The organism is Sphingobium fluminis (assembly GCF_037723805.1).
In the GTDB taxonomy this organism is placed as follows: domain Bacteria; phylum Pseudomonadota; class Alphaproteobacteria; order Sphingomonadales; family Sphingomonadaceae; genus Sphingobium.
The window spans coordinates 301105-314409 of sequence record NZ_JBBJUK010000003.1 but is presented as its reverse complement, the minus strand read 5'-3'; the positions used below and the strand labels follow the sequence as shown (position 1 = coordinate 314409).

Here is a 13305-nt window from a genome sequence, read left to right as displayed (position 1 = left end):
CAGCCCCCCTAAACCGCGCTCAGCCCCGCATCCGCCAGCCCGCGCCACACATGCAGCGCCTGCATGCTTTCCCGCACGTCATGCACCCGCACCATCTGCGCGCCCTGCTCCGCCGCGCGGAACGCCAGCGCGATCGATCCGCCGAGCCGGTCGGCGGACATCGCTTCGTTCGACAGCGCACCGATCAGGCGCTTGCGGCTGCCCGCGAACAGCAGCGGCACGCCCAGCCCCTGAAAGGTCGCGAGGCCATTTACCAGCGCCAGATTATCGGCCAGCGACTTGCCGAACCCTAGCCCCGGATCGACCATGATCCTCTCGCGCGCGATGCCGGCCGCGACGCAGGCGGCGACACGCGCCTCCAGAAAGTCGAACACGTCCGCGACGACATCGCCATAGCCTTGCGGGTTCTCGTGCGGATCGTCCCCGGCGGACGGCGCATGCATAAGGATAACGGGGCAACCCGACGCCGCCACCACCTCCAGACTGCGCGGATCGTGGCGCAACGCGCTCACATCGTTGATGACCGCCGCCCCCGCCGCAAGTCCCGCCTCCATCACCGCGGCCTTGCGCGTGTCGACCGACACGGGCACGCCGGCTGCCGCCAGCCGCTCGATCACCGGCACGACGCGAGCGATCTCGTCGCCCTCCCACACCTTTTCCGCACGGGGACGAGTCGATTCGCCGCCGACATCGACCAGCGCCGCCCCCGCCGCCGCCATGGCAAAGCCCGCATCCGCCGCACCCTGCGCATCGCCGACATGCTTGCCGCCATCGGAAAAACTGTCGGGCGTCACATTGAGGATACCCATGACCTGTGGCGCATCGAAGCGGATCATGCGGTCCCCCAGCGCCAGCGGCGCGCGCGTCGCGGAAATGTTCGCCGCCAACCGGAGCGCCCGTTCGGCGAGCGGATCGGGCAACCCCGCCACCGCCGCCACAAAGTCCGCGACCGGCACCGTCACCCGCGCCAGTCGCTCGCCGCCCCGCAAGGCCGTCAGTTCGTAGCCCTGAAACCAGATCAGCCCATTGCCCATCCGCGCCGCCGCGCCATCGGCCAGCCCGAACGGCGACGGCACGAACCAGACGGGGCGAAGGTAGAGCCGGGCATCGGGGGCAAGAGGCGGCAACACTGCTAAAACTCCGTTCGTGCTGAGTAGGGGCTGAGCGAAGTCGAAGCCCCGTATCGAAGCATCGCCCTACCCTTCGATACGCCCCTTCGACAAGCTCAGGGCCTACTCAGGGCGAACGGACGTCGTGCCTCAAGGCTCGTTGGCCAGCAAATAGGTCTGCCGCAGGGAATCGATGGGCTTGAGCGCCCCATCCACCTCATGATGCCAAAAGGTCCAGCCATTGCAGCTCGGCGCGCCTTGTAGCATCGCGCCCATCTTGTGGATCGACCCCGTATCCGTGCCCACGCATAGCGATCCGTCCGCCCGCACCGTCGCGCTCCAGCGGCGCTTGATGTCGGTCAGCACCGCGCCGGGGTTGAGATAGCCCGTTTCCACCAGCGTGCCGAACGCGACCTTGGGCTGCTGGCGCGCGGTCTGCATGATGGTGAGCGCGGATTCATCGAGCGGCAGCGCGGCCTCGATACGCTCCATCGCGACCTCGATATAGGCGTCCTCCCGCTCGATGCCGATCCATTTGCGCCCCAGCCGCTTGGCCACCGCGCCGGTCGTGCCGGTGCCGAAAAACGGATCGAGCACCACGTCGCCCGGCTTCGTGCTGGCCAGCATCACGCGATACAACAGCGCTTCGGGCTTTTGCGTCGGATGCGCCTTGGTGCCGCCCCGCTTCAACCGTTCCTGCCCGCCGCAAATCGGCAGCACCCAGTCGGACCGCATCTGCAACTCGTCGTTGAGCGTCTTCATCGCCTTATAATTGAACGTGTAGCGGGCATCCTCACCCTGGCTCGCCCAGATCAGCGTCTCATGCGCGTTGGTAAAGCGCGTGCCCTTGAAATTGGGCATGGGATTGGACTTGCGCCAGATGATATCATTGAGGATCCAGAACCCCTCATCCTGCAACGCGGTGCCGACGCGGAAGATGTTGTGATAGCTGCCGATCACCCAGATGGTGCCGTTGGGCTTGAGGATGCGGCGGGCCTGCGTCAGCCACGCCTTGGTAAAGCGGTCATAGCTGCCCAGGGTGTCGAACTTGTCCCAGTCATTATCGACCGCATCGACGCGCCCGCCCTCGGGCCGGAACAGGTCGCCGCCAAGCTGGAGATTATAGGGCGGATCGGCGAAGATCATGTCGATGCAGCCATCGGGCAGCTTCGCCATTTCCGCGATGCAGTCGCCGCGCAGCAGACAGTCGGTCGCGATATTTGCAGCCCTTGCCGCCTCCGCCGGGGCCAGCGTTACCGCCTTCTTCCTTCGCGTCGCAACGCGTTCCATGACACCCATTAACCAGCCCCCGTTCGTCGTCGAGTACCAGCGATGAGTCCTCGGGAGTCCGCCGTCAAGATCAGCGACTTAGCGCGCACGCTTGCGTTAATGGTTAACCGCACGAGAACGAAGCGAGCACCCACGACATATTGAGTCGCGGTCAGGCACGGGACTCCATATAAGGTGGTGTGACCGTAAAGACTCACGTGCCGGGCAGCGCAAGATTTTTTTGGTTAACGCGCAGGAAGGGGCCGCCTGGAACGCCGGACTTGACCAAAGCATAACCTGATGGTTATGCAATCATCATGATAACAGAGTTAACGCAAGGCGCATCGGCGGCATCCAGCGACGCCATTTTCAAGGCTCTGTCTGACGGCACGCGGCGGGGCCTGCTGGAATATCTGGTGCGCGAGGGCGAACAGAGCGTGCATGCGCTGACCGCCATTTCTGGCGTGTCGCAACCGATGGTGTCGCGCCACATGGCCAAGCTGCGCCGCGCCGACCTCGTCACCGTTCGCCGCATCGGCAGGGAGACATGGTATACCGCGCGGGCCAAAGGCATGACCCCGGTCGTGCGCTGGATGGCGCTGTACGGCGCGCTGTGGTCGCAGCGTTTCACTGCGCTGGAGGAACTAGGCGAGCCGGCCTGACCATTTTATCAAAGATTTGTTCGCGCAGAGGCGCGGGGAATGGCTTCCCAAATGCAGCTAGGCGGACTTGATCCTCTCGAAAAAATCACCGCCAGAACGACCGATGGGCGACCATGAAGACCTCAATCTCCGCGTCCTCTGCGCCTCCGCGCGAAAATTAAAATCCCAGCGATGGCGGAGGCCAATCAAGCCGACCAGCGAAGATCCTAAAGCAGCACCAGTTGCGCCACCGGACCAAAACTGCGGCGATGGAGCGGCGTCGGCCCATGCTCTCGCAACGCCGCCAGATGCCGCGCACTGCCATAGCCCTTGTTCGTGTCCCAGCCATAATGGGGATGATCTGCCGCCGCGGCGATCATCATCCGGTCGCGTTCTTCCTTGGCCAGGATCGAGGCAGCGGCGATCGACAGGCATTTGGCGTCGCCCTCCACCACCGCGGTCGAGGCCCAGCGCCATTGCGGGCACCGATTGCCGTCGACCAGCACATGCGCGCAATCGGCGCTGAGCGATTCCATCGCCCGCGTCATCGCCAGCATCGTCGCCCACAGGATGTTGATCCGGTCGATCTCCTCGACGCTCGCAACGCCGACGCCCCAGCACACCGCCTTCGCCTTGATCAACGGCTCCAGTGCGGCGCGCCGCGCGGCGGTCAACTGCTTGCTGTCGTTCAGGCCCTTGGGCGCGGTGCGCGGATTGAGGATCACCGCCGCCGCGACCACCGGCCCGGCCAGCGGCCCCCGCCCCGCCTCGTCCACCCCGGCGACGAGCCCCGGATGATGGCGCTTTTCATGTTTGAAATCAGGCATTGGCGGCGAATCCCAGCGGCACGCCCATCGGGCCATGACCCTGTCCTAGTCCCGGTGCGAGACGCAATGCTTCGCGTACATAAAGCCGCGCGCGATCGATCGCCGCCTCGATCTCCAGCCCTTGACCAAGCCCGGTCGCGATCGCGCTCGCCAATGTGCAGCCAGTGCCATGGCTATGGACCGTATCGATCCGGGGATCGCACCAGACGCGGATTTCACCCGCCGGGCCGATCAGCCGGTCGGCGAGCATCGGGCCATCTCCATGGCCACCCTTGGCGAGAATAAGAGTCGAAAAGAGCCGTGCGATATCCGCCCCGCCTAATGCCGCGAGTTCTGGGATATTCGGCGTCACCAGCGTGGCCAGCGCCATCAGCGCCTCGAACGCCGCGATGGTTTCCCCATCGGCCAGTATCGACCCACTGGTCGCCACCATGACCGGATCGAAAACGATCGGCACTTCAGAACCGCCCTTCCCGCGCGGGAAGGCCGACGACAGAAACGCCGCCACAGCCGCCGCCGTCTGCCCACTGCCGATCATGCCGATCTTCACCGCGTCCACGCCGATATCGCTGATACAGCTTTCCATCTGCGCCAGCACCATGTCGGTCGGCACCGGATGGACGGCCTGCACGCCCAGCGTATTTTCCGCGGTGATCGCGGTGATCGCGGTCATGGCGTGGCCGCCCAGCATCGTGACGGTTTTGATGTCCGCCTGAATACCCGCGCCGCCGCCGCTGTCCGATCCCGCAATGATGAGGATGCGTGCCGGCGTCATGCCTGAAACTTGCGCACCGTCGATGCGGGATTGTCCGCCAGCGCCTTACCCACGCGCGTCGGCCGATCCATCAATTCGCCGCCGCAATTGGGGCAACGGTCGTCCAGCGCCTCGGCGCAGGGCGCGCAGAAGCTGCATTCGAACGAACAGATGAACGCGCCCGGCTCATCGGCGGGCAGGTCTACGCCACAGCGCTCGCAATCGGGCCGCATTTCCAGCATTATGCCGCCGCCTTCTCGACCGCCGCGCAGATGCGATCCACCACGTCGCGCACCTGCGCCTCGCGGTCGCCCTCGGCCATCACGCGGATCACCGGCTCGGTGCCGGACGGCCGGATCACGAGCCGGCCAACGCCATCCAGTTCCGCTTGGGCCTGCGCGATCACGCGCTTCACATCATCATGGTCGAGCGGCTTGCCACCGGCAAAGCGCACATTTTTCAGCAATTGCGGCACCGGATCGAACTGGTGCAGAACCTCGCTCGCGGGCTTGCCCGATCGCACCAGCGCGGCCAGCACCTGCAAGGCGGCGACCGTGCCGTCCCCGGTCGTGCCATAATCGCTCAGGATCATGTGCCCGGACTGCTCGCCACCGACGTTGAAGCCGCCCTCGCGCATGCGTTCCAGCACATAGCGGTCGCCGACCTTGGTGCGTTCGAGGCCGATCCCGCGCCCCGCCAGAAAGCGTTCGAGCCCCAAGTTCGACATCACCGTCGCGACCAGCCCGCCGCCGCGCAAGACGCCATCGCGCGCGAAATTCGCGGCGATCAAGGCCATGATCTGGTCGCCATCGACGATCTGGCCCTTCTCATCGACGACGATCAGCCGATCCGCATCGCCGTCCAGGGCGATGCCGATGTCCGCGCCCGACGAGACGACCGTTTCCGCGCACAGCGCAGGCGCGGTCGATCCGCAGCCATCGTTGATGTTCGTGCCATTGGGGTTGACCCCCACGGCGACGACGGTTGCGCCCAGTTCCCACAAGGCGGACGGCGCGACCTGATAGGCGGCGCCATTGGCGCAATCGATCACGATTTTAAGGCCATCGAGCCGCAGGTCGGCGGGGAAGCTGGATTTGACCGCGTGAATATAGCGACCGCGCGCATCCTCGACCCGACGGGCGCGGCCGATATCGGCCGACGATGCGAGCGGTATGTCCTGATCGAGCAGCGCCTCGATCTTCAGCTCGTCCTCGTCGGACAATTTATAGCCATCCGGCCCGAACAGCTTGATGCCATTATCTTCATAGGGGTTATGGCTCGCGGAGATCATGACCCCCAGATCGGCGCGCATCGAATGGGCGAGCAGGGCGACGGCCGGCGTGGGAATCGGGCCGAACTGCACCACGTCCATGCCCACGGCGGTAAAGCCCGCCACCAGCGCATTTTCCACCATATAGCCCGAAAGCCGCGTATCCTTGCCGATGACGACACGGTGGCGATGCTTGCCTCGCTGAAAATGCGTGCCCGCCGCCATGCCGACTTTCATCGCCAGATCGGCGGTCATCGGCAATACATTGGTGCGTCCGCGAATGCCGTCCGTGCCGAAATATCGTCTGCTCAATTCTGCCTCGCCGCGCTGGGAACCAACAATGCCCCTGATAACCAAGATCAGGCCATAGCGATATAGGTCCGGTTTGCCACCGTCCCGGCGTGCAATTTCATATGAGACGATTCTTTGTAGGGTCCGGCAAATGTGCGGCCAAAAAAAGCCCCGCCGGGAATGGCGAGGCTTTCAATACCGGCTGAGAGCCGTGATCAGATCTTGTCGCCGAGCGCGCCCTTGACCGAACCCTTGACGTCTTGGGCCGTGCCCTTGGCCTTCTGGGCTTCGCCCTCTGCCTCAAGTTCCGGATTGTTGGTGTGTTCGCCAATGGCGTCCTTGACGGCGCCTGCGGCCTTGTTGCCGGCGGCCTTCACCTTGTCGGTAAATTCACCCATGATCTAAACTCCTTCGCGTCGTTATCGCATGTTAAAAACGAGACAGAGGCGAGAGGGTTGCCACCGGTTCGAAGGCGTAACGGATTAAATTGCCGTAAGCCTGGATAGCGCAAGGAAAAAGGGGCCGGAAAACCGGCCCCTTTCGCATATCGATGAAAGAAGGATCAGCGCTTCGAGAACTGGAAGCTCTTGCGCGCCTTCGCCTTGCCGTACTTCTTGCGCTCGACCGTGCGGCTGTCGCGGGTCAGGAAGCCTTCGGCCTTGACCGCGCCGCGCAGCGCCGGCTCATATTTGGTCAGCGCCTGGGCGATGCCATGCTTGACCGCGCCGGCCTGGCCCGAAAGCCCGCCGCCCTTGACGGTGGCGATCACGTCATACTGGCCGGTCCGCTCGGTGACGGTGAAGGGCTGGTTCAGCACCAGTCGCAGCGTCGGACGGGCGAAATAGATTTCCTGATCGCGGCCATTGACCGTGACCTTGCCGGTGCCGGGCTTCACCCAGACGCGGGCCACGGCGTCCTTGCGGCGGCCGGTGGCATAGGCGCGGCCGAGGCCATCGATTTCCTGCGGACGCAGCGGCATGGTCGAAACCGGCGGCGCGATCGGCGCGGCGGAGACTTCATCGGCGACGGCAGGCGCTGCGACAGGCGCGGCGGCGGCTTCGCTCGTCAGGCTGGCGAGGTCGGACAGGGACTGGCGGTTATCGGACATTATGCACCCACCTTGTTCTTGCGGTTGCGCGACGCGAAGTCGATGACTTCGGGGCTCTGCGCTTCATGCGGATGCTCAGGCCCAGCGAAAACGCGCAGGTTGCGCATCTGCTGGCGGCCCAGCGGACCACGGGGAATCATGCGCTCGATGGCTTTTTCCAGAACGCGCTCGGGGAAACGGCCTTCCAAAATCTTGGCGGGCGTCGTTTCCTTGATGCCGCCGGCATAGCCGGTGTGCTTATAGTACACCTTGTCGGTCAGCTTCTTGCCGGTGAACTTCACCTTGCCCGCATTGACGATGATGACATTGTCACCGCAATCGACATGGGGCGTGAAGCTGGTCTTGTGCTTGCCGCGCAATATGTTCGCAACGGTCGAAGCGAGTCGGCCCACGACGAGGCCTTCCGCGTCGATCAGCACCCATTTCTTATCCACGGTCGTCGGGTTTGCCGACTTCGTGGTCTTCATCAGCGCCTTCATGGTGCCAATTCTCCAGAATGAAATATGAACCGGACACCCTCATGGGCAACCGGAAGATGGGGGCTAATGACGGGCAAGGCCACTCAAGTCAAGAGATTCGGCGCGATTCCTGACGGGTAAAATAATACCACTCACCGAGATCGGTGGGTTCCCACCGCATGCGCGCCCCAGGTGGCGCTCGCCACCACCAGCGCGCCGACCGCCTGATGCAGCGCCGCCAGCGGCAAAGCGATGCCGCTCAGTACCGTCGCGATGCCGAGAATGATCTGGCCGCCCACCGCCGCGTTGATGGCGATCGACGGCCCGCGCGCGCCCACGCGCTTCGCCCGACGCGCAAGCAGGATCAGCATCGCCGCCGCGACCCATGCCCACCAACGATGGATGAAGTGGACGAGATAGGGATCGGACGAAAGCGTCGCCCACATCGACCCGGCCCACGCTATGCCATCTGGCACCAGATGGTCGTTCATCAGCGGCCATGTGTTCGACACATAGCCTGCGTCGAGCCCAGCGGTGAACGCGCCGAACATCAGCTGCACGAGCAGCACGAGCAAGGCGGCGAGCGCGAAAGCGGTCATCCTAGCCGGCCGCGCGCCCCGGTCCCGCGCGAGCGCGAACAGGTCGAGCGCGGTCCAGATCAGACCGCCCATGATGAACAGCGCGGTCAGCAGATGCACGGCCAGCCGGTAATGGCTGACATCGGTGCGCATCGACAGGCCCGATTTCACCATCCACCAGCCGATCGCACCCTGCAATCCGCCGAGCGCGAGCAGCGCCACAAGACGCGGGCCATAGCCCACGGGGATAGCCCGCTTCCACGCGAACCATATGAGCGGCAGCGCGAACACCACGCCGATCAGCCGGCCGATCAGCCGGTGCAGCCATTCCCAGAAAAAGATGAACTGGAAATCGGACAGGCTCATGCCCCGGTTGATCTGCTGATATTCGGGAATGTGCTGATAGTCCTGGAAAGCCTCCATCCACTGCGCATGGGTCAGCGGGGGAATGGCGCCGGCGATCGGCTTCCACTGCGTGATCGACAGGCCCGATTCTGTCAGCCGGGTGATGCCGCCTACCACGACCATCGCGAACACCATGGCTGCCGCGACGAGCAGCCAGCGGGCGATGGCGACGGGCCGGGTGTCTCGGCTGGCGGGGCGACGGAGGGCAGCGATCATGCCCGGCTCATGCGCCGCCTGCGCCAGCGATTCAAGAGCCGCAGCCATGGACAAATCGTCCATGCGCAAGACCGGGGATCAATCGAGGTTCACCCGCAAAAACGACCGCTTAGAAGATTTTGGTCGGATGGAGCCCGAAATGCCCGCCTAAAAGCGCGCGATCCCCTCCAGCGGCTCCGTGATGACGGGATAGCCCAGATGCGACGGAATGCACAGGAACCGCTCGCCGTCGCGCTCCTCGATCCAGGGCCGCACCTTTTCCACGGGAATCGCCTGCGCATGGGCGGCGATCTGTTCGAACCGGTCGAACTGCGCCAGCCTTTCCAGATTGCGCCGGGTCGGGAAGATGATGTGGTGCAGCCCCGCCTCGAAGCGCGACAGCATGTCCGCGGCGCTGCACCAGAACAGCGCCACATTCTCGGATGTGTCCGCGCTCGCCACCTGCGCCTGTGGCGCGCGAGCGAGGTAGAAGCGGGCGTCGTAGACGCGCATCATCTTCTCCCCCTTCGCCGGATGCCAGCGGGCGAAGGGCACAAGCTGATCGAGCGCGAGAGCCAGACCATGCGCGCCCAGCAGATCGCCCAGCGATCCACCCGCCGCCAGCCCCGCGCGGATCTCCGCCAGCGAGTCGGCATCGACCGGCCCGGTCAGCCCCACGCCCAGCCCACATTCCTCCAGCGTTTCGCGAATGGCCGCGATCCGCGCCGCCGCCTCGTCGAGTTCATAGGCATCCGCAAACGCCGCGGCCATCGCGCGGTCGCTATCGTCGACGCCCCCGCCGGGAAAGACGATCGCGCCGGCGGCAAAGACCATGGTCGCCGCGCGCTCCATCATCAGGATTTCGGCCGGTCCCTCCGCCCGGTCGCGCACGATCACGATCGTCGCCGCCGGCCGCCCCTGATCCGTGGAGGTTTCCATGTCCGTTTCCATTCCCGTCATCTCGGCCTCGCTTCGAACATCGACACCCGGCGCGGCTGCGCCAGCTTCACCACTTCCCCCAGCTCGCGCTGCAACATCATCAGCATCCATGCGCGATGCCGGCCCAGAAACGCCGCAAATCCATCCGGGCGCGCCGGATCGAAAGCCGGCGCCTGCCAGTCTGTCACGACCTCCTTATAATCAGGCACCACCAGCCCGTCCTTATCCTCGGGCAGATCGATGTGACGGCCAAGATAGCTGTTGCCCTTGAACCGGATATAGGCGGCCGGGGCGAAGCCTGCCGCGATGAGATAATCCGGCCCGTTGCGCCCGATCTCATGACCATAGCGCGCCGTCCCGGCCACCTTGAGCGCATTGTCGTGGAACCGCACGTCGCGCGCCCATCCGTCCCACTCCGTCGCGACGACCATCTGCACATCCTTGGCCTTGCCGACATGGACGACATTCTTTTCCACCAGCGCATCCGACACATTGCCCGACAGCTGGAATATGCGCGAACCGTCATTGCGGCTGACGTTGAACCGCGCCACCGTGCCGCGATTCCCCAGATTGTCCTTCTCATTATAGCGGGGCGAACAGATCAGCAGGAAGCCGCCCGCATTGTCATGGCTATAATTATACATGATCGTGGTGCGTCGGCTGTTGAAGTCGGAATCGAACCCCTGCCCGTCATAGCGCGTCCGGGTAAAAGCCGATTCATTGAGCTGGATCAGGCTGCTATCGGTGCTCCACTGCCAGATGCCCGCATTATAGCCGGGCGCGCGGCTGCCCGCCTGCCGCACGATATTATGTTCGACCAGCGCGCCGTCTGTGCCGCGCGGCACGATGCCGTCGCCGCCGATATCCTCCAGAAAATTGTCGCGGATCACCAGTTTTTCGCTCGGAAACCAGTTGGCGGCCGAAACCCGGTCGCTGATCCCGGCGATACCCGACCGGTCGACCCGCCAGATGATGTTGCGTTCGATGATGAGGTCATGGAAGCGCGTGGCAAGCTTTGGCCCCGTCGCCCGAAACAAGATCCCGCCATTATCCTTGCGGTCATTGGTTCCGCGCACATCGTGAACATAGAAATCGCTCACCCTTATACCACGCGTCACGCCCCTGTTTTCCGCCGAAACCAGCACGCCGAAACGCGGCCCCGCCGGCGGGCCGTCATTGGTCACCTCCAGCCCGCTGATGGCGACATATTCGGCGTTGAATAGCCCGACGGCATGGGGTGACACGCCGCCGGCATCGATCCGGGGGCGTGGCCCGGCGCCGGTCGCGCCGACGATGATGGGCGCGTTCGCGCGACCCGAACGGGTCAGCGTCAGCGGCTCCTTCCAGACCGAGCCGGCGGTCAGCAGGACGCGGTCGCCGGGCCTCAGCGGAAAATCGCGCACCCGCGCCAGCGATCGCCATGGCCGGTCGGGCGACGTACCGCTGCCCGCATCGTCGCCCTTGTTCGCATCGACATAATAGGTCTCCGCCAGTGCCGCAGCGGAAAAGCCGGCGGACAGCATGACAAGACCGAGTAACAGGGGCGACATCACTTGGCGCGACAGCCGAAATAAGGAAAACAACAGCGAATTAAATTGCATAAACACCCTGATGCTGGGGACCTTGCTTCTTCCACCAATAAATGGCCGCTCGATAACCTGCATTATAGTGCGGACAGGCAGGTTAACCACCGCTGAAGCCATATGCCTTCGCCACTGAACCCCTGCCGCCAGGACGCGTTAGGGGGAGTGAAGGAGATCATCAATGCCCGCCAGTCACGAGGACATGATTCACGAGGACGCCCTGCCCGGCCATGAATCCGCGCTGGAACCCAAGCCCGAATGGCAACCCCGCTTTCCCGGATCGGGACGGCTCGCCGGCAAGGTGGCGCTCATCACCGGCGCGGACAGCGGCATCGGCCGTGCGGTCGCCGCGCTTTACGCGCGCGAAGGCGCCGATATCGCGATCCTCTATCTGTGCGAACATGACGACGCCCGCAAAACTGCGCAGATCGTCGAGGGCGAAGGCCGTCAGGCGCTCGCCATCGCCGGCGACATCGGCGTCAAATCCTTCTGCGACGATGCCGTGGCCCAGGTCATCGATCGCTTCGGGCGGCTGGACATCCTCGTCAATAATGCAGGCGAGCAGCATCCCGACAAGGATATTGTCGACATCACCGAAGACCAGCTTCGGCGGACCTTCCAGACCAATATCTTCGGCATGTTTTTCCTGACGCAGGCCGCGCGTCCGCACCTCAAAAAAGGCGCGGCGATCGTCAACTGCACCTCGGTCACCATGTATCAGGGCGCGTCGGAACTGCTTGACTATTCGAGCACGAAGGGCGCGATCACCGCCTTCACCCGCAGCCTGTCGGAAAATCTCGTCAAGGACGGCATTCGCGTCAACGCCGTCGCGCCCGGCCCGATCTGGACGCCGTTGAATCCCTTCGGCGGCGCGTCACCTGAAAAACTCGAACATTTCGGCGAATCGACCCCGATGGGCCGGCCCGGCCAGCCCAATGAAGTCGCCCCCGCCTTCCTCTTCCTCGCCTGCGACGATGCGAGCTATATGTCCGGACAGGTGCTCCACCCCAATGGCGGCACGATCGTCAACGGGTGAGGTCTACAGAAAAAGGGGCGTGGCGCGTCTTGCGGGACGCCACGCCCCTTCACATTGAAAAGCGCCCGTCTCCCCGAACGGCGCGCCCTTCAAACGCTCAGTTGGCCTTGCTCAGATCCACCTTCTCCACCCATTCGGGATAGAAGGTCGGCTCGCGGTTGGACCAGCCTGCCGCCGTCGCCGCCGCCTCGCTGATCGACTGCAACAGCAGCCGGCGCTTGTCGGGATGGAGATGGGGCAGGCTCGCCGCCGCGCAGAATGCCCCCGGCAACCATGGCCGCGCCCCCGCGCCGATCAGCCGTTCGTACAGGAAGCGATAGGACGAAAAACTGCCCAGCCGGTCCTGACCCAGATCGAAGGCGGAGATCGTGACCAGCGGCACCATGAACGGTTCCACCTGTTCCAGGCCGCTATCGTCGGGCACATGCAATTTGATGTCGTCCAGCCGACCGTAGATGCGCGCCTGCGCCCGGATGCTGGCTTCCTCCACCATGTCGCGGGACCATAATTTCATCGCGTCGCGCCGGTGCAGGCCGATGTCGAGCGACCGGCGGATATAGCGCTGCGTGGCAGCGGGAAAACTGGCGAACTCCCGTAACTCAGCCAGGGTCACTTGCCCGTCCGCTGGTTTTGCACTCGTGCCCATTGCTCGGTTCCTCCGACTGTAAGTCGATCGACACAACATGCGCTCAACATGGTTACGGAAAGCTTAAGCGCCTGTTCCACCGCCATTCACAAGGGAACAGATTTCTTTGTGCAGTGCAACATGAAACTTTTATGAAATGCGACGAGGCGTTTAGCAGGTTGGAAACCCACCACCGTTCGTCCTGAGTAGCCGCTGA

Annotated in this window: 15 protein-coding genes; 2 read left to right on the top strand and 13 right to left on the bottom strand. The window is 64.1% G+C overall.

Going from position 1 to position 13305, the window contains the following annotated elements; genetic code table 11:
• Window positions 1–8: 8 nt before the first annotated feature.
• Entirely contained in the window at window positions 9–1130 is a 1122-nt protein-coding gene (folP, locus tag WG907_RS10860; RefSeq protein ID WP_340232790.1) for a dihydropteroate synthase, read from the bottom strand.
• A 129-nt stretch (window positions 1131–1259) separates the two neighbouring features.
• Window positions 1260–2408, bottom strand: a complete 1149-nt coding sequence (locus WG907_RS10855; protein WP_340232789.1) for a site-specific DNA-methyltransferase — start codon at window positions 2406–2408, stop codon at window positions 1260–1262.
• A 287-nt stretch (window positions 2409–2695) separates the two neighbouring features.
• Between WG907_RS10855 and WG907_RS10850 the strand changes: the two genes are divergently transcribed.
• Window positions 2696–3040: an ArsR/SmtB family transcription factor gene (locus tag WG907_RS10850; RefSeq protein ID WP_340232788.1), complete on the top strand. Its 345-nt coding sequence runs from the start codon at window positions 2696–2698 to the stop codon at window positions 3038–3040.
• Window positions 3041–3246: 206 nt separating this feature from the next.
• Here WG907_RS10850 and rnhB read toward each other — a convergent pair whose 3' ends face one another.
• The 10 genes from rnhB to WG907_RS10800 all read right to left on the bottom strand — a co-directional run bounded on the left by rnhB (window position 3247) and on the right by WG907_RS10800 (window position 11394).
• Window positions 3247–3846, bottom strand: a complete 600-nt coding sequence (gene rnhB / locus WG907_RS10845; protein ID WP_340232787.1) for a ribonuclease HII — start codon at window positions 3844–3846, stop codon at window positions 3247–3249.
• Entirely contained in the window at window positions 3839–4621 is a 783-nt protein-coding gene (gene thiD / locus WG907_RS10840; protein WP_340232786.1) for a bifunctional hydroxymethylpyrimidine kinase/phosphomethylpyrimidine kinase, read from the bottom strand. Before thiD ends, rnhB begins: the two co-directional genes overlap by 8 nt.
• Window positions 4618–4842, bottom strand: coding sequence for a DUF1272 domain-containing protein (locus WG907_RS10835; RefSeq protein WP_340232785.1), 225 nt, complete (start codon window positions 4840–4842; stop codon window positions 4618–4620). The genes thiD and WG907_RS10835 overlap by 4 nt, the downstream gene beginning before the upstream one ends.
• Window positions 4842–6182: a phosphoglucosamine mutase gene (gene glmM, locus WG907_RS10830; protein WP_340232784.1), complete on the bottom strand. Its 1341-nt coding sequence runs from the start codon at window positions 6180–6182 to the stop codon at window positions 4842–4844. Before glmM ends, WG907_RS10835 begins: the two co-directional genes overlap by 1 nt.
• Window positions 6183–6376: 194 nt before the next feature.
• Window positions 6377–6559, bottom strand: coding sequence for a CsbD family protein (locus WG907_RS10825; protein WP_340232783.1), 183 nt, complete (start codon window positions 6557–6559; stop codon window positions 6377–6379).
• A 164-nt stretch (window positions 6560–6723) separates the two neighbouring features.
• Window positions 6724–7269 (bottom strand): 30S ribosomal protein S9, encoded by a 546-nt coding sequence (gene rpsI / locus WG907_RS10820; RefSeq protein ID WP_340232782.1) that lies wholly within the window; start codon window positions 7267–7269, stop codon window positions 6724–6726.
• On the bottom strand, window positions 7269–7748 hold the full coding sequence (rplM, locus tag WG907_RS10815) for a 50S ribosomal protein L13 (RefSeq protein WP_340232781.1): 480 nt from the start codon (window positions 7746–7748) through the stop codon (window positions 7269–7271). Before rplM ends, rpsI begins: the two co-directional genes overlap by 1 nt.
• 131 nt (window positions 7749–7879) lie before the next feature.
• Window positions 7880–8926: a COX15/CtaA family protein gene (locus tag WG907_RS10810; protein ID WP_340233042.1), complete on the bottom strand. Its 1047-nt coding sequence runs from the start codon at window positions 8924–8926 to the stop codon at window positions 7880–7882.
• A 147-nt stretch (window positions 8927–9073) separates the two neighbouring features.
• A complete protein-coding gene (locus WG907_RS10805; RefSeq protein WP_340232780.1) occupies window positions 9074–9844 on the bottom strand; it encodes an NUDIX hydrolase in 771 nt (256 codons plus the stop codon).
• A 17-nt stretch (window positions 9845–9861) separates the two neighbouring features.
• The gene (locus tag WG907_RS10800) at window positions 9862–11394 is read right to left on the bottom strand and encodes a right-handed parallel beta-helix repeat-containing protein (protein WP_340232779.1); all 1533 of its coding nucleotides are present in this window, start codon (window positions 11392–11394) and stop codon (window positions 9862–9864) included.
• A 214-nt stretch (window positions 11395–11608) separates the two neighbouring features.
• Between WG907_RS10800 and WG907_RS10795 the strand changes: the two genes are divergently transcribed.
• On the top strand, window positions 11609–12463 hold the full coding sequence (locus WG907_RS10795; RefSeq protein WP_340232778.1) for an SDR family oxidoreductase: 855 nt from the start codon (window positions 11609–11611) through the stop codon (window positions 12461–12463).
• Window positions 12464–12560: 97 nt separating this feature from the next.
• Here WG907_RS10795 and WG907_RS10790 read toward each other — a convergent pair whose 3' ends face one another.
• Window positions 12561–13109, bottom strand: a complete 549-nt coding sequence (locus WG907_RS10790) for a hypothetical protein (RefSeq protein WP_340232777.1) — start codon at window positions 13107–13109, stop codon at window positions 12561–12563.
• Window positions 13110–13305: the final 196 nt, after the last annotated feature.